Below are 19,814 nucleotides of genomic sequence, written 5' to 3'. Positions count from 1 at the left end.
CGTCAGACTCCCGTCTGCCCCGCGACGCCAGAAGAGAGCCTCTCAGCGCCGGCAGCTGCTCCCGTCTCGTCGTGTGTCGTCCAGGGCCACCTCGCCCGGAGGCCGGATTCGATGAGCGGGATCATGCGGAAGGCCTCGTCCGTCAGGCCGCCGAAGGTGTGGCGGTGGGGGCCGGTGGGGGCGTGGGCGGGGTGGTAGCCCGCGAGGTTCCAGGTGTAGACCGGGATCTCCGCCGGGACCGGTTCGGGTGGTCCTCCGGGGTGGTGCGGGGCGGCCTGTTCGTCGGTGACGATCACCACCCGGTCGTGGCCCCGGTAGCGGTCCCGCAGGGCCTTCGTGGTGTGGGTGCCGCCCAGGCGGTGGAAGCGTCTCCGCACGTCGAGCACCGGTTCGCCCGGTGTGAACGGGACCTCCTTGGTGGACCAGCCGAACTCCACCAGGTCCGCCTGTTCGGCCCGCAGGGCCAGCGCGCAGCCGAAGACGGCCGCCGCTGCCGCCCGGGTGAGTGTGGAGCGTTCCGAGACCGTGTCCCAGAACATGGAGTCCGACCTGTCGACCAGGATCAGCGTCCGGCCGGGCAGTGCCGGCACGTTGGCCAGGGAGTGGCCGAGGGCCTCTTCCAGCGCGGCCGCCCAGCGCCGCTTCGGCGCGTGGGTGCGCGCGGACAGGTAGCGCATGGGGAACTGCCGTGACCTGGCGACCTCTTCGGCGTCCGAGATCCTGGCCGCGACCCGGCGCGCGGCCTCGGCCGAGATCTTCGCGGCGTCGAAGTTCCGCAGGTTCCGCAGCAGTGCCATCGGGCCCATCGCGGGGATCACGGCCTCCCACACCGCGGCGTCCAACGGCCCGTGGAGCCAGCCCGCCAGGGCCTCCCATGTCATGCCGGCGGCGGCCAGCCGCTCACTGCCGTCCGGCCCTGTCACCACGGCCCGCCGCGCCTCCACGGGCACGTCCATGAGGGCCCGGTGCGCCGTCAGCACGGTGTCGGACGCCGGCGGAACCGCCGCCTCCGGGTGGTGCCGGCGGTCGAGGGCGTACCGGAAGAGCGCGCCCTGCCACGGCTTCTCCGGGTCGGGGGAAGCGTGCACCAGGTTGAGCACGTCACCGAAGCGGAACCCGTGGGACGGGGTGTCGTACTTCAGCAGGGACCGCGACGAGTACAGCCTGCGTACGGCGTCGGCGACGCCCCGCTTCACGGGTTGCGGCACGTTCCGCCCGTACACCGAGGTCCAGTGGGCCAGCAACTCCCCTGGCTCGTCGGCCCGTTGGAGCACCGAGTCGATCACGGAGCGGTTGGACGGGCCGTCGGAGGCCCGCGCTTCGAGCCGGGCCCGTACGTACGCGGCGGCGCCCACCAGGGACGCCGTGCGCATGTTGCCCTCGCCGCGTAGCCAGCGCAGCAGACCGGCCGTCCATGCGGGGTCCTCGACGGCGAGTCGGCGGACGAGCCGGACGTACCGTTCGTCGCGCTCCGTGCCGCTCTCGTAGAAGGTCCGCTGTGCGACGAAGTTGCCGACGGCCAGCAGGAAGAGCTCGTCACGGGGCTCCCGGACGAAGGCCGGTCCGCCCTCGTAGGTGTGGAACGGCTGCGGGGTGGGCGGGTGGTGGACCGGCGGCTGCTGAGGCATCGCGCGGGCGGCCGCCGAGACGTGCGGGGCCACGAGCATCTCGGACCAGACCTTCGAGACGCGTCGGGTGTAGCGAGGCAGTGAATCCCCCCGGATCCAGAGGAAAGGAACGGTCGGCCCCGGGAACGGTCCACCGGGGCCGGGGCGGCCGCGCCCACCGAGATCAGAGGTGGCGGCGGCGTCACTTGGTTTTCGGAAGAAGTAGCCGCAGCCGAGCGCATCGGAGGCGCGGTCGCGGGACCAACGTAGGCGAGTCGATCCGCTGCGCACCACCTCTTTATCGCCTCGGGCCGCTCAGACGTCCTTCACGAACACGACACCCTCGATATCGGCCAGGTGCGCCGGGTCGAGCGGCGCGTAGCCGAACCAGGGGGACACGCGCCGAGCGGGCACGGAGTCGCCGAGGCCGGCGGCCAGACCGCGGGCGTCGACGACCGAGCACTCCTCCGGTCCCGCGTACAGGAGTCCTTCGACGGTGTCCCGCGGCGGTTCGTCCACCCCCTGGTGCCGGATCGTGCCCAGCGCCGTCGCCAGGAAGGCGTACTCCGAGCCCAGTTGGGCGCTCACGATCGCGCCCGCGCTCCACCACTCGACCTGCAGGCCGCCCATCCGCATCGTGCTCCTGCTCCGCTGGAGATGGCCGTTGTGGGCATGGACCAGGACCGGGGCCCGGTCGACGGGGGCTGTCGGGCCGACGGCCCCGGCAGCGGCGTCGGCGACACCCGCGACAGCGAGGAGGTTGGCGGCCATCATCCGGTCCCGCAGGCTCACCAGCCGCGTCATGCGGTTCGGCGAGGTGTCGGCCATCCAGTAGTGGTAGCGGAGCAGGCCGGTGGCGGTGCGGCCGTACAGGCGCGCCCGGTCCCAGTCGTCCCGCGAGCTCGTCGCGATCAGAGGTGGCCCCTGCGCGTCGAGGAGCGCCACCAGGTCGTCGGCGAGCAGGCGCAGCTCCGTGGCATCGGCCGACTGCCCGACGGATCGGGACGGGTCCCTCATGGCGGCGGGATTCGTCCACCGGTCGTCGGGGCCGAGCAGGCGGTCGAGCGTCTCCATGGCGCAGGTGGCGTCGAGGAGGTCCCCGTCCACCCGGCTGGACAGGTAGCCGTGGAGTGCGGTGAGGGCCTCCCGGGGGCTCTCGGCGCCGGTGATCTCCAGCGGGCCGTCGAAGCCCGCGAAGCGCACCCGGTCGGCCGCCGGGCGGCCGTCGTTGAAGGCGCGCATCCAGCGGACGAGCTCGCGGTTGGCGGCCGACGCGCCCCAACCGTGGCTGAATCCGCGCTCCATGACCTCGTCGAGGGTGCCGGCGCCCGTGGTGACGTAGGCGTCCACGAGCAGGCCCCGTATGCAGTCGCTCTCGATCGTGATCGTCCGGTAGCCCTCCTGCTCGACCAGCTGCCGGAACAGTGCGTTGCGTACGTCGAGCAGCGCGTCCTCGCCGTGCGTGGGTTCGCCCAGGGCCAGCAGCCTCGGCCTGTTCTGGAGCAGGTCCATGACAGCGGCCGCCTCGACGGCATGGGTGACGTCCTTGATGTCGGTAGCCATGCCTTCAACGGTATCGTTGAACACTCGGTTGAGACTTCTGCGCGAGATCGGCGGGCTCATGGGACGTAACCTTCAAACCACCCCGCGACTTCGGCCCGTCGACCTGGCGCGCGAGCACGGTCTGTCCACGCAAGCCATCCGGAACTACGAGGAGGCCGGCGCCCTTCCGGCCGCCGACCGCACGCCCTCCGGATACCGCAGCTACACCCCCCTGCACGTGGCCGCGCTCCGCGCCTTCCTCGCGCTGCTGCCCGGCCACGGGCACCGGACGGCGACGGCGATCATGCGCGCGGTGAACGAGGGCGCGGTCGAGGAGGCGTTCCGCCTGGTCGACGAGAGCCATGCCCTGCTCCTCGACGACCGCCGGACCCTGCGGGCCGTGGAGAACGCCCTCCGCGACCTGGAACCCGCCACCGCGACGACCGCGACCGGGCCCGGTGGCCCGCTCGCCGCACCCGGCGGAACGCTTCTCGTGCCGGGCGCCGTGTTCATCGGGCCCCTCGCGGAGGAGCTCGGCATCCGGCCCGCGACGCTGCGCTCCTGGGAGCGAGCCGGGCTGGTGCGCCCGCGCCGCGATCCGCTCACCGGATACCGCGTCTACGACGAGGCCGACGTACGGGACGTCCGCCTCGTCCACCAACTCAGGCGCGGCGGCTACCTGTTGGAGCAGATCGCGCCGCTGATCACCCAGGTGCGGGCGGCCGGTGGTCTCGCGCCACTCGAGGCCGCACTCGGCGACTGGCGCGACCGCCTGTCGACGCGGGGGCGCTCCCTGCTGGCCGGGGCCGCCGCGCTTGAGGCGTACCTGTGCGAGCGAGAGCGCGACTGAGACCCCGACCGCGGGCACCCGCGTCAGGGGCCATCGACCCACGCACGCACCGGCCCCCTTGACGGAAACGGCGAAGTGGTGGTCGGGTTCGCTCCCGACCACCACTTCGTACGACGATTCGTCGTGTCCGAGGGGGGACTTGAACCCCCACGCCCGATAAAGGGCACTAGCACCTCAAGCTAGCGCGTCTGCCATTCCGCCACCCGGACCAGGTGTGCGTCGCGGTGAGTGATGATCACTCGCGGCGACAAGATGAATATATCAGGGCTCTGACCTGCGCTTCACCTTCATTTCCCGCAATCCTCCACCACACGTACCGCAATAGGCTCTTTACGGAGCGTGATCCGCGGTGATTCGCTGCCGCCATGCCATTCCAGAACTACGGCGTGCTCGCGGGTACTCTCAACGACCACTTCCGGGACGACGCGGACGACCAGGGGCGCTGGTTCCACGTCAATCTGAAGGTGGACGCGCCCGCCGGGCAGTACCACTGCGCCATCGACGTCGACAGCCACAAGTCCAACGTGGGCGTGCAGTGGAAGACCTTCACCCTGAAGGCCTCCCTCGTCGGCCCCGCAGCGGCCCTCTCCCCCGGCTACCTCGACCTCGCGCCCACCCCCGACTCCGGCGCCATGGACTACCTGCGCCATCCGGAGCTGGTGGACCACACCGGGGGCCTCTTCGAGCGCCGTCCCCCGTCCTGGCTCCAGGAGCTCCTCGACCTGCTGGGCTCGCGACCGTGGCAGGCCGGCTCCAACGAGGACGCCGCCGACGCGCTGGAGCCGATGCTCGTGCCGGGGCGGCGCACGCTCGTCTTCGGCGAACCGTTCACCGACGACGACGAGGGACGCCTCGGCATGCACAACATCCACCAGAACCAGGGGGACCCCGTCGGCTCCCAGTGGTGGCCGGAGAACGGCGTCTGGCAGGACGGCGCGACGCTCACCCGGCGCCCGGACGGCCGGTACGACGTCTTCCTGAACAAGTTCTCCAGCCAGGCGGCGCGGACGGACGGCGCGGGGCACCCCGTCGCCTGACAGGGGGCCGGACGCCGCCCCCGGCCCCTCAGCTGCCCGCGAGTTCCCCGCTGAGCCTGCCGTGCAGCGCCGCGCTCGGGTCGTTCAGGCCGGAGATCTCCACGGTCTTGCCGCGCTGCGCGTACTTCGTCTCGATCACGTCGAGAACCGCGACGGACGAGGCGTCCCAGACGTGGGCGGCCGAGAGGTCGATGACGACCCGGTCGGGGTCCGTGGCGTACGCGAACCGGCCCGTGAGTTCGTTGGCCGAGGCGAAGAACAGCGCTCCCGTCACCCGGTAGACCACGGTCGTGCCGTCGGGATCCGTCACGGCGGTCACGTCGGCGTGCTGGGCCACCCGCCTGGCGAAGATCACCATGGCGGTGACCGAGCCGACGACCACACCCACGGCCAGGTTGTGGGTGGCGACCACACACACGACGGTGATCACCATCACGGCGATCTCCCCGACGGGCATGCGCCGGAGGGTCGCAGGGGCGATCGAGTGCCAGTCGAAGGTCGCGAAGCACACCATGACCATGACGGCCACCAGGGCGGCCATCGGGATGTCGGAGACCACCGGCCCGAACACGATGCAGAGCACCATCAGGAAGGCTCCCGCGAGGAAGGTGGACAGCCGGGTCCTGGCGCCTGACACCTTCACATTGATCATCGTCTGGCCGATCATGGCGCAGCCGCCCATACCGCCGAAGAAGCCGGTGACGATGTTGGCGATGCCCTGGCCGATGGACTCGCGGGTCTTGTCGGAACGGGTGTCGGTGATGTCGTCGACCAGCCTGGCGGTCATCAGGGACTCCATCAGGCCGACGAGCGCCATGGCGAAGGCGTACGGCGCGATCGTCATCAGCGTGTCCGGGGTGAACGGCACGTCGGGCAGGCCGGGCGTCGGCAGCGAGGACGGCAGCTCCCCCTTGTCTCCGACGGTGGGTACGGCGATTCCGGCGGCCACGGTCACAGCGGTGAGGGCCACGATGGACACCAGGGGCGCGGGGATGACCGTGGTGACCTTAGGAGGGACCACCATGAGAAGCAGGCCCGCCGCCAGGAGCGGGTAGACGGCCCAGGGGACGTTCCGCAGCTCGGACACCTGGGTCATGAAGATGAGGACGGCCAGCGCGTTCACGAACCCGACCATCACCGAGCGCGGGATGAACCGCATCAGCTTCGCCACTCCGAGGGCCCCCATGATCACCTGGATGACCCCGGCCAGGATGACTGCGGCGATCAGGTGTCCGAGTCCGTGCTCACGGTTGAGCGGTGCGATGACGAGCGCGACGGCACCGGTCGCGGCGGAGATCATCGCCCGGCGTCCGCCGACGATCGCGATGGTCACGGCCATGGTGAAGGACGCGAACAGGCCGATCGCGGGGTCGACCCCGGCGATGATCGAGAAGGAGATCGCCTCGGGGATCAGCGCGAGGGCCACGACCAGACCGGCCAGCACCTCGGTGCGCCAGACCTGGGGATCGGTGAGCCAGTCGGGACGCAGTCGTGCGACGGACACTCGGGCGGGCGAAGAGAACAACAGAGGGGGGACCTGTCACACGTGCGCACCCCCGCGGCGGACGGGGCCGGGGCATGTGCGGATCTGCGCCGGGGGCGCCGTCGGCCCCGGCATGACGACGGCGGGGGCGCATCCTGCCGCCCTCGCCGATCGGCGATTCTACCGGGGCCGGACCGGGGCCGGCCCGCTCACAGGGGACGCCGGGCCGGGGCGAGCCCGCCCCGGCCCTCTTCGACGGGGCCCTAAGGCGGCCGGCCCCGGCCCCTTTCGACGGGGCCTTAAGGTGCCCGCCCCGGCCCCTTTCGACGGGGCCCTACGGTGCCATCTCGTACGTGCCGGACAGCGCCTCGACGCGCTGCCAGACCCGGCCCGAGCGTGCCTCGTCGACGACCGGGCGCCGCACGGCGGCCAGGGCCCACGCCTGCTGCTGCTCGGTGGCGGAGTCCTTGCCGTGCAGCTCGATCGCGTGGGCGGAGAAGTCCCGTACGAGCACGGCGAACAGCTCGTCGAGGACGTCCTCGTCGAGGTCCGTCAGGCGGGCCTGCTCCAGGACCAGCTGGCCGTGCACGACGAGCGCGAAGAGCTGGCCGACGGCGAGGAGGAGGTCGAGGTCGCGGCTCTGCTCCTCGTCGGGCGCGGCGGTGCGGACGAACTCGCAGAGGGCGTCGGCCTGCTCGCGGAGACGGGCGACGTTCGGCACGCCGGCGTACGCGTCGTAGGCCGGGCGCCAGTCGTGGAAGCGGACGGAGCCCAGGCCGCGGGCCGGTCCCTGCCGGAACAGGAAGGTGTCGTCGGCCGCGTCCAGCCGGGTCGGTACGGGCTCGTAGTCGGCCGGCGCGAGGAGGTGGTTGCGCATGAACTTCAGGATCAGCGCCAGGTTGACGTGGACCGTGCCCTCCAGCTTCGGCAGGCCGCGGATCTCGACGGCCGCCTGGGCGAAGTAGTTGTCCTTCTCGAAGCCCTTGGCGGCGATCACGTCCCACATCAGGTCGATGACCTTCTCGCCCTCCGTGGTCACCTTCATCTTCGTCATCGGGTTGAAGAGGAGGTAGCGGCGGTCGTCGGGACCGGCGGAGCGGAAGTAGTCGACGGCACGGTCGCTGAACAGCTTCATGCCGACGAGGCGGACGTACGCGTCGGCGAGCTCGCGCCGCACGTGCGGGAAGGCGGTGACGGGGCGACCGTAGAGGATGCGGTTCTGGGCGTGGGTGACGGCCTCGTACATCGCGTGCTCGCAGATGCCGATCGAGGCGGTGCACAGGTTGAACTTGCCGACGTTCACGGTGTTGAGGGCGGCGTCGAAGGCGGCGCGGCCGGTGTGCAGGACGTCCTCGGCCGCGACCGGGTAGTCCTCCAGGCGGAACTCGCTGACGAACTTCGACGAGTCGACGACGTTCTTGACGAGGTGGTACGCCGGGTGGCGGCTGTCGGCGGCGAAGAAGACGTAGCCGTCGGGGCCCTCGACGTCGGTGCGGCGGCCGAAGACGGAGACGAGTCCGGCGGCGTTGCCGTTGCCGATGTAGTACTTGGAGCCGGTGGCGCGGAAGCCTCCGTCGGCCTCGGGCGCCAGGAGCATGTCGGTGGAGTAGATGTCGGCGCCGTGGGTCTTCTCGGAGAGACCGAAGGCGAACACCTCGCCCTGGGCGAGGAGTTCGGCGGCGCGGGCGCGGGCGGCGGCGTTGTCGCTCTGCCAGACCGGGCCGAGGCCGAGGATGGTGACCTGCCAGGCGTACCAGTAGTCGAGTCCGTAGAAGCCGAGGATCTCGTTGAGGGCGGCGATACGGGCGGTGTCCCAGCGCTTGTCCCGCGCGCCCTCGGAGGCGTCGGCCCCGGACGCGGCCCCGGCCCCTGCCTCGGCGGACGGCGTCAGGAAGGTCTCGAACAGGCCCTCCTTGGCGGAGAAGGCGAGGAAGTCGCCCAGCCAGGCCCGCGTGCGGTAGTCCTCGATGATCCGGCGCTTGCCGCGCGCCTCGAACCAGTCGACGGTGGCGCGGAGCAGCCGCCGGGTCTCGGGGTCGAAGTGCGCCGGGTCGTAGGTGTGCGGGTTGAACAGCAGCGAGTCGGCCATGGGCTCCGTCTTTCGGTCCGGTGGGCGGGTGGGGTGGCGTGGAGTGCGGTGGAGGCGGCGGACGCCGTGGTCGTGGCGGTCGTGGCGCTTCGGGGCGCGTCTCAGCGCGCGGCGGCGAGCCGGTGGAGGGTGGCGAGGACGTCGTCGAGCCAGGCCAGCGTCATCCGTTCGTACGCGATGCCGCCGCGCAGGACGACGTGCTGGAGCTCCCGGCCGGCGTCGGGCGGACCGGCGGCGGCCGGGTTCTCCTCCGGGTGCGGGAAGTCGCGTTCCTCGCCGGCGAGGTAGTGGGCGAGGCGTTCGGTGTGCGCGCGCCGGTGCCGCTCGACCTCCTGGATCAGCGCGGCCGGGTCGTCGAAGGCCGCGCCACGGATCTTCACGGCGAGGTCGTGCCGGATGCTCTCGGGCTCGATGGGTTCGTGGATCCAGCTGGACAGCACGGCCTGCCCGAGGTCCGCGACGGTGTACTCCTTCTTGTCCGGGCGGCCCTGCTGCGGCACGTCACGGACGTCGACCCACCCGTCGCTCTCCATCCGCTTGAGCACGCGGTAGATCTGCTGATGGCTGGCGGTCCAGAAGTACCCGATGGACCGCTCGAAGCGCCGGGCCAGCTCGTAGCCGGATCCGGGCTTCTCCAGGAGGGACACGAGAATCGCGTGTTCGATCGCCACACCCGGAATCCTTCTATGCAACTCGTTGCATAGGCAAGCGGGACCGCCCGGGTGAGACGCGGCTCACCCAGGCGGCGCGGAGAGACGCGCGCGGCCCACCGCGCGAGGTCCGCCCGGCGGAGCCTCGCCGGGCGGCTCGCCGTACGGTCCAGGTCGGGCGGGCAGCGGGCCCGGACGCGCCGCCGTCGGACTCACCTCCGGTCGGCGGCCCGGTCGAGTTCCTCGTCGAGGGCCATCGCCGCGGTGATGAGGGCGAGATGGGTGAACGCCTGGGGGAAGTTGCCCAGTTGTTCGCCGGTGCGGCCGATCTCCTCCGCGAAGAGGCCGACGTGGTTGGCGTACGTGAGCATCTTGTCCATCGCGAAGCGGGCCTGTTCCAGGCGGCCGGCCCGGGCGAGGGCCTCCACGTAGAGGAAGCTGCAGAGCGAGAAGGTGCCCTCGGAGCCGCGCAGTCCGTCGGGCGACGCCTCGGGGTTGTAGCGGTAGACGAGGCTGTCGGTGACGAGTTCGCGGTCCATGGCGTCGAGCGTGGACAGCCACGACGGGGCCCTCGGCGAGATGAAGCCGACGAGCGGCATGAGCAGCAGGGACGCGTCGAGCACCTCGCTGCCGTAGTGCTGGACGAAGGCCTTGCGCTCCGGATTCCAGCCGCGCTCCATGACCTGGACCAGGATCGCGTCGCGCTGCGCGGTCCAGCGCGTGAGGTCGGCGGGGCGGGCGTACTCATGGGCGAGACGGATGCCGCGGTCCAGGGCCACCCAGCACATCATCCGGCTGTACGTGAAGTCCTTGCGTCCGCCGCGCGTCTCCCAGATGCCCTCGTCGGGGCGGTCCCAGTGGTCGCAGAGCCAGTCGAGGAGCGCCGAGAACCCCTTCCACCCCTCGTAGCCGGCGAGTTCGGCCAGGTCCGGCGAGTGGGTCATCGCGTAGGCGAACTCTCCGTAGATGTCGAGCTGGAGCTGGTCGGCGGCGCCGTTCCCGGCCCGTACGGGAGCGGAGTCGCGGTAGCCGGACAGGTGCGGCAGGATCTCCTCGGACAGCCGGGGGTCGCCGTCGACCCGGTACATGATCTGCATCGGCTCCCCGCCCGGCGGCCGGGCCGCGCGGCCGCGGCCGCCGAGCCACCGGCGGAAGGCGTCGGCCTCCTCGATGTATCCGAGGTCGAGCAGGACCCGCACCGAGAACGACGCGTCGCGGATCCAGGTGTAGCGGTAGTCCCAGTTCCGCTCGCCGCCGATCTGCTCGGGCAGCCCCATGGTGGGGGCCGCGATCGGGGCGCCGGACGGGGCGTAGATGAGCAGCTTGAGCGTGATGGCCGAGCGGTTGACCATGCTCTGCCAGCGGCCCCGGTAGCGGCACCGGCGCATCCATCCGTGCCAGAAGACGCGGGTCTGCTCCAGCGCCGCCTGCACGGCCTCCTCGGTGACCGGCTCGGGGACGCCGGCTCCCGGTGCCGAGGTCTCCAGGACGATTCCGGCGGTCTGGCCGTGCCGGAGGCTGACGGTGGCGCGCACGTCCTGCCCTTCGGCCTCCAGGGGGACGCTGCTCCGCAGGTGGACGTCGAGGTCGGGCCCGTGGAAGGTGGCGGCGGCGCCGTCGAGCGCGAGGGTGTGCGGGGCGCGCCCGTAGTCGAAGCGCGGCCGGCACGCGACGTCGAAGGTGAGGGTGCCGCGCACGACCCGCAGGGCGCGCACGAGGCGGTGCCGGTCGGTGGGCACGTCCGGCCGGTCGCTCACCGGCATGAAGTCGACGACCTCGCCCACCCCGTCCGGGGTGAGGAACCGGGTGATCAGGACGGCCGTGTCGGGCAGGTAGAGCTGGCGGACGGTGACCTCGTCGTGCACCGGGGCGATGGTGAAGTGGCCGCCGCGCTCCTGGTCGAGCAGCGAGGCGAAGATGCTCGGCGAGTCGAATCGGGGCGCGCAGAACCAGTCGACGGCGCCGTCGGCGGAGATCAGCGCGGCGCTCTGCAGGTCGCCGATCAGACCGTGGTCGGCGATCGGGGGGTACTCGGGCACGCGCGACCTCGATTTCTCCCGCGGCTCCGGGCCTTCGGCGCCACCTCGGCGCCACTGCCCGGCGCCACTCCGCCGGTGGCACGTCGGCGCCAGTGCCCGGCGCCACTCCGCTGGTGGCACCTCGGCGCCAGTGCTCGGTGCCACCCCTCGGGTCCACGCAACCGGTAGCCGGGCGTCCGGGCAACGCGGAGGGACCGACCGGGCGAACCCCGCCGCCTCTCCGGACGCCTCCGCCTGCACACCCTTCCCCACGGTCCGACCGGTCGGTATGTTGCCGGGGATGTCGCGCGCGACTGCCGAGTTCCCGTGGAGGACGCCATGCAGGAGACACCGTCGACCGAGGGGCACTGCGACCCCCGCTTCGCCGCCGTACGGGAGGCCTTCGAGGACAACTTCCGTACGAGGGAGGAGCTCGGGGCCGCCGTGACGGTCCAGGTCCACGGGGAGACCGTGGTCGACCTGTGGGCGGGCTGGGCGGACGCCGCCCGCACCCGCCCGTGGGAACGCGACACCGTGGTCAATGTCTGGTCCACGACCAAGGGCGTGACGGCGCTCTGCGCCCATCTGCTCGCGGACCGGGGGCTGCTCGACCTGGACGCGCCCGTCGCCGCCTACTGGCCGGAGTTCGCCGCCGCCGGCAAGGAGAAGCTTCCCGTCCGCCATCTCCTCTCGCACCGCGCCGGACTGTCCGGCCTGCGCGAGCCGCTCACGCTCGCCGAGTTCTACGACTGGGAGGTGACGACGGCCCGGCTCGCGGCGACGGAGCCCTGGTGGGAGCCGGGCACCCGGTCCGGCTACCACGCCATGACGTACGGCTTCCTGGTCGGCGAGGTGATCCGGCGCATCACGGGACTGCTGCCCGGGGCCTTCCTCCACGAGGAGATCACGGGGCCCCTCGGGATCGACTTCACGATCGGCCTGCCGGAGAAGGATGCGGGCCGGGCCGCCGAGCTCGTCCACCCCCGCACCTCGTCCGCGAGCGAACAGGCGGCGGTCTTCGCCCAGTTGGCGCCCGCGGCGCTGGCCGCCCTGGCCAACCCGCTCGTCGGCGTCACCGAGGCCAACAGCCCCGAGTGGCGCGCCGCCGAACTGCCCGCGGCCAACGGCCACGGGACGGCGCGCGCGGTCGCGCGGCTGTACGGCTTCCTCGCCGGGTGCGGCGAAGCGGACGGGGCCGGTGAGCACGGGATCCTCTCGATGGCCGCGGCAGAGAGGGCCCGTGAAGGCCAGGGGGCCTGCCGGGACCTGGTCCTGGGCGCGGGGTTCGCCCACGACACCGAGTGCGCCCTGGGCCTCTGGCTGAGCGGCCCCAACGGCTCGTACGGCCCGAATCCGCGCGCGTTCGGCCATGACGGCTTCGGCGGGTCCTGCGGCCTCGCGGACCCGGAGGCGGGGGTCTCGCTGGGTTACGTGATGAACCGCATGGGCCCGCGCATCGCCGACGACCCCCGGAAGACGGCCCTGGTCGAGGCGGTGTACTCGGCGCTCTGACGACGCGCCACGACGGGAACCGGCCATTCGGTCGGCCCGGACGGAGGGCACGATTCCGGCATTGAGGGGCGCCCACGGCGGGACCACGCGCGCGCGGGCGCCTTTCTTCACCGCCACCGAAGGGCCGGCCCGGACCCCCGTCACCCGACCGCGAGCACGGCCGGATCTGTGCGGCTGCTACCCCTCGGGTGGGCATCGGCACCTCGCCCACCGGGCCATGGCGCGGACGGTCCGGCAGGCGACGGACCGGGAGATGCCGCAGGGGTTGAACTGGGGAATCGGCATCAATCCTTCCGCTTTCAGCACCGATCGGATCGCAGGCGACTCACGCCCACACGAGGGGCGATGAACGCGCATCAGCAAGTTTCCGTAAGCACTTGCACACCCTCGACCGCGCCCGCTCGCCAGGAGGCTCCCCCCGGCCCGATGGACACCTCCCGCCGCTCGCATCACAGGAACGCGCGTAGATAGGCCGAAAGGCATCCTTGCCGCCAGGCCGCGCGGATTCGAGGATTCCCCTGTCGAGATTGACAGGTCCATGGCGAGCCAGACTCCCTCGCCGGGGACCCGCCCGCTCGGCGCCGACGGGATCGCCCACCCCAGCGATTCCCCCCACTCCCCCCACCGGAGGATCCAGTGAACCTCAAGCGTCTGTCCCCCCTCGGCGGCGCGGCCAAGGGTGCCCGGCTGATCGCCGTGGCCTCCGCCCTGCTCGCCGCCTCAGCGCTTGCCGTCCCCGCCTCGTCCGCCGCCACGGCCGTGGAAGGCCGGGCCACCGCCGCCCAGCTCGCCGTGGCCGACCAGGCCGTGCGCGGAGCCGATGTCCCCGGCACCGCGTGGTACACCGACCAGGCGACCGGGAAGATCGTCCTCACCGCCGACTCCACCGTCTCCGCCGCCGAGATCGCCAAGATCAAGAAGGCGGCGGGCGACCGTGCCGCCAGCCTGGAGATCAAGCGCACGCCCGGCACGTTCAACAAGCTCATCGCCGGCGGCCAGGCCATCTACGCGGGCGGCGGGCGCTGCTCGCTCGGCTTCAACGTCCGCAGCGGCTCCACCTACTACGCCCTGACCGCCGGTCACTGCACCAACATCGGCAGCACCTGGTACACCAACTCGTCCAGCACCACGGTGCTCGGCACCCGGGCCGGCACCAGCTTCCCGACCAACGACTACGGCATCATCCGGCACTCCAACGCCTCGGCGGCGGACGGCCGCGTCTACCTCTACAACGGCACATACCGCGACATCACCGGTGCGGGCAACGCCTCCGTCGGCCAGTCGGTGCAGCGCAGCGGCAGCACCACCGGTCTGCACGGCGGAACGGTCACCGGTCTCAACGCGACCGTCAACTACGGCGGCGGCGACGTCGTCTACGGCCTGATCCAGACCAACGTGTGCGCCGAGCCCGGCGACAGCGGCGGCGCGCTCTTCTCCGGCACGACGGCGCTCGGCCTCACCTCCGGCGGCAGCGGCAACTGCTCCAGCGGCGGGACGACGTTCTTCCAGCCGGTGACGGAGGCGCTGAGCGCGTACGGCGTCAGCGTCTTCTAGCAGCACCGTGAGCGTCATCTGAGCTCGCTGCCCGCGCACACAGGCCGGCGGCCCCCTCGGGGCCGCCGGCCGTCGGCATCTCTCCGCGTCAGCGGTCCAGTTCCCCGTGGGCGGTCTCGGGCAGCCGCAGGTACACCGCCGAGGAGACGAGACACAGGGCGGCCACGTACCAGGGGAAGAGACCGGGCACGTCCAACTCCTTGAAGAGTGTCCCGACATACGGCGCCGTGCCGCCGAAGAGCGCCACCGTCAGCGAGTACGGGAAGCCGATCCCGGCCGCCCGCACGCGCGCGGGGAACATCTCCGCGTTCACCGCGGCCGAGATCGAGGTGAAGCCGGTCAGCAGCACCATGCCCGCGCACTGCACCAGCAGGAGGGAGAGGAACGAGCCGTCGAGCACGCGCAGCAGCGGCACGGCGAGGACCGCGAAACCGATCCCGAAGAACAGCAGGGACGGCTTGCGGCCGAAGCGGTCGGAGAGCAGTCCGCCGACCGGTTGCAGCAGTGCGAAGAACGCCAGGGAGAGGGTCCCCGCCAGCAGCGCGTCCGCCTTGTCCATGCCGGTGTTGAGCTCCGCGTACGTCGGCAGGTAGGAGGTCCACGTGTAGTACGCGAGGGTGCCGCCGGCCGTGATGCCGCCGATCAGCAGCGAGGCGCGGGGGTGGTGGCGCAGGGCCTCGAAGAGGCCCGGGCGGGGAGCCTCGCGCTGGGCGGCGCTCCGGGTCTCCTCGGCGCCCCGGCGGATCCAGAAGCCGGCGAGGCTGAACACGGCACCGAGCAGGAAGGGGATCCGCCAGCCCCAGCCGTTCATCTGCTCCTCGCCGAGCCGGCTGACCAGCAGGGCGGCGATGCCGGAGGCGGCGAGCTGCCCGGCGGAGGTGGAGACGTACTGGAAGGAGGAGAACAGACCGCGCCGGCCGGGTCCCGCCGACTCGACGAGGAAGGTGGTCGAGGCCGCGAACTCCCCGCCGACCGACAGGCCTTGGAGGAGCCGGGCGATCACGAGCACGACGGGGGCGAGGACGCCGGCCGCGGCGTACGTCGGGGTGAGGCCGACCAGCAGACTGCTGCCGCCCATGAGCAGGATCGTCGCGGTGAGCGCGGTCCGCCGGCCGCGCCGGTCGGCGAGCGCGCCCATGAGGAGTCCGCCGACGGGGCGCATGAAGAAGCCGACGGCGAAGACGGCGAAGGTCGACAGGAGGGGGACGAGGGAGTTCCCCGAGGTCTTGGGGAAGACCTGGTTCGCGAGGTAGGCGGCCAGGAAGGTGTAGGCGTACCAGTCGTACCACTCCACCGCGTTGCCGACGGAGGCCGCGAGCAGCTGACGTAACGGGCGCCGGGAGGAGGGTGGTTGCGGCCCGGCCGCGGGTTCGAGGGTGGTGGCCGGGGCCGTGGTGGCACGGGAAGTGGCGTCGTGGTGCCCGGGAGGCGTGTCGGTCATGATCACGCCCTGCCCCGGCTCACCCCGCCGTACGCGTCAGTCGACCGGCCAGGTGTGCGCCGGCGCGTTCAGGTGCATGTACTCGATGTACTGCTGTGTCATCCGCCGCAGCGCCTGATGCCGGTCCGCGTGGTCGATGTCATGGATGTGGTGGAACATCTCGGACTGCCACTGCGCGCCGTTGCGGCCGCTGACGCACCGCTGCTCGATGACCCCGAGGAGCGGCTCCCGCCGGGACGCCTCAAGGCCCATCCGTTCGAGCCCGCGGTCCGCGAGCGGCAGCAGGCGCCGCAGGACCAGCTCGGTCACCGGGACCTCGCCCATGCCGGGCCAGTACACCTGCGCGTCGATGCCGTGGCGGGCGGCGGTGTGCAGGTTGTCCTCCGCGGCCGCGAAGGACATCCGCGACCAGACCGGCCGGTCCTCGTCGACCAGGGCCCGGATCAGCCCGTAGTAGAGCGCGCCGTTCGCCAGTGTGTCGGCGACGGTGGGACCCGCGGGGAGCACCCGGTTCTCGACGCGGAGGTGCGGGACGCCGTCGACCACGTCGTAGACGGGGCGGTTCCAGCGGTAGACGGTGCCGTTGTGGAGGGTGAGCTCGGACAGCCCCGGGGTTCCGCCCCCGGCGAGCGTCTCCTCCGGGTCCTCGTCGTCGCAGAGGGGCAGCAGGGCCGGGAAGTAGCGCGCGTTCTCCTCGAAGAGGTCGAAGACGGAGGTGATCCACCGCTCGCCGAACCACACCCGCGGCCGCACGCCCTGCACCTTCAGCTCGTCGGGCCGGGTGTCGGTGGCCTGCTCGAATAGGGGGATGCGCGTCTCGCGCCACAGCTCCTTCGAGAACAGGAACGGCGAGTTCGCCGCCAGTGCCACCTGCACGCCCGCCACGGCCTGCGCGGCGTTCCAGTAGTCCGCGAACTCGTCCGGCGACACCTGGAGGTGGAACTGGGTGCTGGTGCAGGCCGCCTCCGGCGTGATCGTCTCCGCGTGGGTGCGCAGCCGCTCCACGCCGTCCACGGAGATCAGCAGGTCCTCGCCGCGGGCGGCGAAGATCTGCTCGTTCAGGAGGTGGTAGCGCGGGTTCTCGGAGAGCGACGCGGGACCCGCGTCCTTGAGTTCGAGGGTCGGCAGGATGCCGATCATGACCAGGTGCGCGCCGATCCCGGCGGCCTGCTGCTCGGCGTGGTTGAGCGCGTCACGGATCTCCTGTTCCCAGGAGTCGGGGCCGCCGCCCGCGTTGAGCCGCCTCGGTTCGAGGTTGATCTCCAGATTGAACCGGCCGAGCTCCGTGGACCAGGCGGGATCCGCGATCGCCTCCAGGACGTCGGTGCTGCGCATGGCCGGTTCGCCGGTGGCGTCCACGACGTTCAGCTCGATCTCCAGACCGACCTGCGGCCGCTCGAAGTCGAACCGCGACTCGCGCAGCATGCGCGCGAACACGTCGAGGCACGTGTGCATCTTGTTCCGGAACCGGCGGCGGTCTTCACGGGTGAACTCCAGCGCCGGGACGTCACGTCCCATCGGGCCCTCCCGAGTCTCGTCGGCACGGACCTCCACCACCCAGCGTCCCACTCCCGGGGCCTGCCAACCACCGAAGCGGACCGGAACCAGCTCCCCCGGCGCACCCGTGCACCCGGCGGCGGGCGCTCCGGAAAGCCCTCGGTGCGTGTCGGTGCCCGGGCGTAGGCTTCGTCAGACCGCCGGCGAAGCAGGGCGGCGCGACAGGGACGGGGGCGGGGACGGATGACGGCTGACGGGGCTGGAACGACGACCGGGGTGGCCGGGACGAGCGGGTCGACCGGGGTGACCGGGACCACGGGCTCGACGGGCACGAGCGGGACGGCGCCGTCGTGGGAATCGGTCCTCGACTCGGTCGTCGTGTACGCGCAGGGGGCGCTCTGCCGCCGCCTGGCTCGGGGTCCCCTGCCCCCGGACGGCCGGGTGCGCGTCACGGGGCTGCCGCGCTCGCTGGACCCCGGCTCGCTGCGGGCCCGGGTCCCGGGCGCCACCGGGATACGGGTCACCGAGGCCCGGGTGGAGGTCGAGGCCGAGCCGCTGGGCGCCGCCTCCGGCGCTCCGCAGGGGTTGCGTCGCGAGGTAGAGCGGCTGCGTGACGCGTACGCGGCGGCTGAGGGGCGCCGGGACCGGCAGCGGGGACTGATCGCGGAGGTCGGTGGCCTGCGTCCGGTGCCGCCCGCCCGCAGGCGCGACGACCCGCACCGCCGCACCCCCGTCGACGCGTGGCTGGAGCTCGCCGACTTCGTCGACGTCCGGCTCACCGGACTGCACGCCCGGCTCGCCGAGCTGGAGGAGGAGCTGCTCCGGGCCGAGCACGAGCTGTCCGTCGCGGCGGACCGGCTCGCCCGTGCTTCCAGCGCCACTCCGTCGTCGCATGTGGAGACCACGGTGTCCGCGGTCCTGACCCTCGTGGGAGCGGGCGGCGCCGATGTGGAGGGTGGGCCGCAGGACGAGGCGGAGCCGGTGGTCGAAGTGGAGCTGGAGTACGGGGTGCCGGGCGCCGTCTGGGTGCCGGCCTACCGCCTCACCCACCGTCAGGGCGACGGCACCGGCCGCCTGGTGCTGCGCGCCTCGGTCGCCCAGCGCACCGGCGAGGACTGGACCGGGGTACGGATCGCCCTGGCCACCGCCGATCTGCGGCGCCGTACCGATCTGCCGAAGCTCCGCTCGATCCGGATCGGACGCCGTCAGGCGGCCCCCGCTCCGTCCGGCTGGCGCGAGCCTCCGGCGGGGCTCGCCGACCTGTTCGCCGGATACGCGTCAGCGGGCCCGCGCCCTCTCGCGCCCCGCGCACCGGGTGCCGCTGCGCCGGGGGCGGCCGGCGGCGGCGCTCCCCTGCCCGTCGCGGCCGGGGGAGGCTTCGTGGCCGATCCCGTACCGCCGCCCGCGCCGCTGACCTCCGGCGGGCCGCCGATTCCCCCGCCGGCGCCACAGGCCTACGGCGCACCCCCGCCGGCGCCACAGGCTTACGGCGCACCCCCGCCGGCGCCGGGAGGCGGGTACGGCTCCGCCCCCGAGGCCTTCCGACGTGATGCCTCCCCCGACTTCGCCCTCAGGGCGCCGGCCCAGCCCGGCGGCATGCCGCGCGGCGGCGGGCAGTCCTTCGCGGGCGCCCCGGCCCCCGCGGCGATGGCCCCCGCCGCTCCCGCGCCGCCCCCTCCCCCGCCGCCCGGGCCGCCGCGGCCGAGCGGGGACGAGCTCGACTACGCCTCCCTGGTGCTGTCCGGCCCCGACGAGCCGAGTGCCCGCAGAGGCCGGCTGTTCCCCTCCTCGCCCTTCGACGCGGTGGCGGCCGAGTACCGCCGTCGTGCCGATGCCGTGGCCTCGCTGCCGCTGCCCGGGCATGCGGTGCGGCCGCGCGAGTCGGCCGGTTCCTTCGACCACCGCTTCGATGCCGCCGCCCGCGCCGACGTGCCGTCGGACGGCACCTGGCACACCGTCACCGTCGGGGAGATCCCGGTCGGTCTGCGCACCGAGTACCTCTGCGTGCCCTCCGTGGAGCAGACCGTGTACGCGACGCTGGTCCTCTCCAACGCCACGGACCAGGCGCTGCTCGCCGGCCCGGTGGAGGTCACCGTCGACGACGACTTCCTGCTGACCACCGCGCTGCCCACGCTCGCCCCCGGCGGCGTACGCCGGGTGGGGCTCGGGCCGGCCGAGGGCATCCGGGTCACCCGCCGCACGCACCTGAACGAGACGACCGCCGGCCTGCGGAACAACGTCACCGTGCTCGACCACCGCGTCCACGTCGAGCTGGTCAACGGGCTCGCGAGGCCGGCCACGGTCGAGATCCGCGAGCGGGTGCCGGTCACCTCCGACACGGAGGTACGCATCGAGGAGCGGGCCGGCTGGACGGCGCCCGAGGAGCGCGGGACGTCCGAGCAGCACGCCCCGGGCACCCGCGTGTGGCGCGTGGACCTGCCCGCCGGTGGCACCACCGCCCTCGACGGCGGCTACGAGATCCGCATCCCGGCCGGCAAAGCCCTGGTCGGCGGCAACCGCAGGAGCTGAGACAC

The 19,814-nt window shown here is 72.5% G+C and carries 13 protein-coding genes and 1 tRNA gene; 5 read left to right on the top strand and 9 right to left on the bottom strand.

Going from position 1 to position 19,814, the window contains the following annotated elements; translation table 11 throughout:
• Positions 1-2: 2 nt before the first annotated feature.
• Together ACIP84_RS09280 and ACIP84_RS09275 are read right to left on the bottom strand one after the other, a co-directional pair.
• A complete protein-coding gene (locus ACIP84_RS09280; protein ID WP_401796481.1) occupies positions 3-1,667 on the bottom strand; it encodes a TROVE domain-containing protein in 1,665 nt (554 codons plus the stop codon).
• A gap of 255 nt (positions 1,668-1,922) precedes the next feature.
• On the bottom strand, positions 1,923-3,170 hold the full coding sequence (locus ACIP84_RS09275) for an erythromycin esterase family protein (protein ID WP_401796478.1): 1,248 nt from the start codon (positions 3,168-3,170) through the stop codon (positions 1,923-1,925).
• A gap of 58 nt (positions 3,171-3,228) precedes the next feature.
• Here ACIP84_RS09275 and ACIP84_RS09270 point away from each other — a divergent pair, with 58 nt between their 5' ends.
• The gene (locus tag ACIP84_RS09270) at positions 3,229-3,999 is read left to right on the top strand and encodes a TioE family transcriptional regulator (protein ID WP_401796475.1); all 771 of its coding nucleotides are present in this window, start codon (positions 3,229-3,231) and stop codon (positions 3,997-3,999) included.
• A gap of 124 nt (positions 4,000-4,123) precedes the next feature.
• Here the strand turns inward: ACIP84_RS09270 and ACIP84_RS09265 are convergent.
• A tRNA-Leu gene (locus tag ACIP84_RS09265) sits at positions 4,124-4,208 on the bottom strand.
• A 156-nt stretch (positions 4,209-4,364) separates the two neighbouring features.
• On the opposite strand from ACIP84_RS09265, the gene ACIP84_RS09260 reads away from it, so the two are divergent.
• The gene (locus ACIP84_RS09260) at positions 4,365-5,036 is read left to right on the top strand and encodes a DUF2278 family protein (RefSeq protein ID WP_401796472.1); all 672 of its coding nucleotides are present in this window, start codon (positions 4,365-4,367) and stop codon (positions 5,034-5,036) included.
• Between the two features lie 28 nt (positions 5,037-5,064).
• On the opposite strand, the gene ACIP84_RS09255 is transcribed toward ACIP84_RS09260, so the two are convergent.
• From ACIP84_RS09255 to ACIP84_RS09240, 4 genes are all read right to left on the bottom strand, one after another.
• On the bottom strand, positions 5,065-6,540 hold the full coding sequence (locus ACIP84_RS09255; RefSeq protein ID WP_401796469.1) for a SulP family inorganic anion transporter: 1,476 nt from the start codon (positions 6,538-6,540) through the stop codon (positions 5,065-5,067).
• 313 nt (positions 6,541-6,853) lie between these two features.
• Positions 6,854-8,608: an acyl-CoA dehydrogenase family protein gene (locus tag ACIP84_RS09250; RefSeq protein ID WP_401796466.1), complete on the bottom strand. Its 1,755-nt coding sequence runs from the start codon at positions 8,606-8,608 to the stop codon at positions 6,854-6,856.
• A 101-nt stretch (positions 8,609-8,709) separates the two neighbouring features.
• On the bottom strand, positions 8,710-9,279 hold the full coding sequence (locus tag ACIP84_RS09245; RefSeq protein WP_355959050.1) for a PadR family transcriptional regulator: 570 nt from the start codon (positions 9,277-9,279) through the stop codon (positions 8,710-8,712).
• A gap of 191 nt (positions 9,280-9,470) precedes the next feature.
• A complete protein-coding gene (locus ACIP84_RS09240; RefSeq protein ID WP_401796462.1) occupies positions 9,471-11,297 on the bottom strand; it encodes a glycoside hydrolase family 15 protein in 1,827 nt (608 codons plus the stop codon).
• Positions 11,298-11,615: 318 nt separating this feature from the next.
• Between ACIP84_RS09240 and ACIP84_RS09235 the strand changes: the two genes are divergently transcribed.
• Both ACIP84_RS09235 and ACIP84_RS09230 read left to right on the top strand, forming a co-directional pair.
• Complete coding sequence (locus ACIP84_RS09235; RefSeq protein ID WP_401796459.1) at positions 11,616-12,788, top strand: serine hydrolase domain-containing protein; 1,173 nt, start codon at positions 11,616-11,618, stop codon at positions 12,786-12,788.
• 636 nt (positions 12,789-13,424) lie between these two features.
• Positions 13,425-14,342 carry a S1 family peptidase gene (locus ACIP84_RS09230; RefSeq protein WP_355959054.1) on the top strand — a complete coding sequence of 306 codons (918 nt, stop codon included), beginning with the start codon at positions 13,425-13,427 and terminating at the stop codon, positions 14,340-14,342.
• A gap of 88 nt (positions 14,343-14,430) precedes the next feature.
• Here ACIP84_RS09230 and ACIP84_RS09225 read toward each other — a convergent pair whose 3' ends face one another.
• Together ACIP84_RS09225 and ACIP84_RS09220 are read right to left on the bottom strand one after the other, a co-directional pair.
• Positions 14,431-15,783, bottom strand: coding sequence for an MFS transporter (locus ACIP84_RS09225; RefSeq protein ID WP_401796456.1), 1,353 nt, complete (start codon positions 15,781-15,783; stop codon positions 14,431-14,433).
• Positions 15,784-15,819: 36 nt separating this feature from the next.
• Positions 15,820-17,301 (bottom strand): glutamate--cysteine ligase, encoded by a 1,482-nt coding sequence (locus ACIP84_RS09220; RefSeq protein ID WP_401796453.1) that lies wholly within the window; start codon positions 17,299-17,301, stop codon positions 15,820-15,822.
• Positions 17,302-17,523: 222 nt separating this feature from the next.
• Here ACIP84_RS09220 and ACIP84_RS09215 point away from each other — a divergent pair, with 222 nt between their 5' ends.
• Positions 17,524-19,809 carry a DUF4139 domain-containing protein gene (locus tag ACIP84_RS09215; RefSeq protein ID WP_401796450.1) on the top strand — a complete coding sequence of 762 codons (2,286 nt, stop codon included), beginning with the start codon at positions 17,524-17,526 and terminating at the stop codon, positions 19,807-19,809.
• Positions 19,810-19,814: the final 5 nt, after the last annotated feature.

The organism is Streptomyces sp. NPDC088707, assembly GCF_044752725.1.
Classification (GTDB): Bacteria; Actinomycetota; Actinomycetes; order Streptomycetales; family Streptomycetaceae; genus Streptomyces.
The sequence above is the reverse complement of the archived record's forward strand: the minus strand, read 5'-3'. Positions and strand labels throughout refer to the sequence as shown.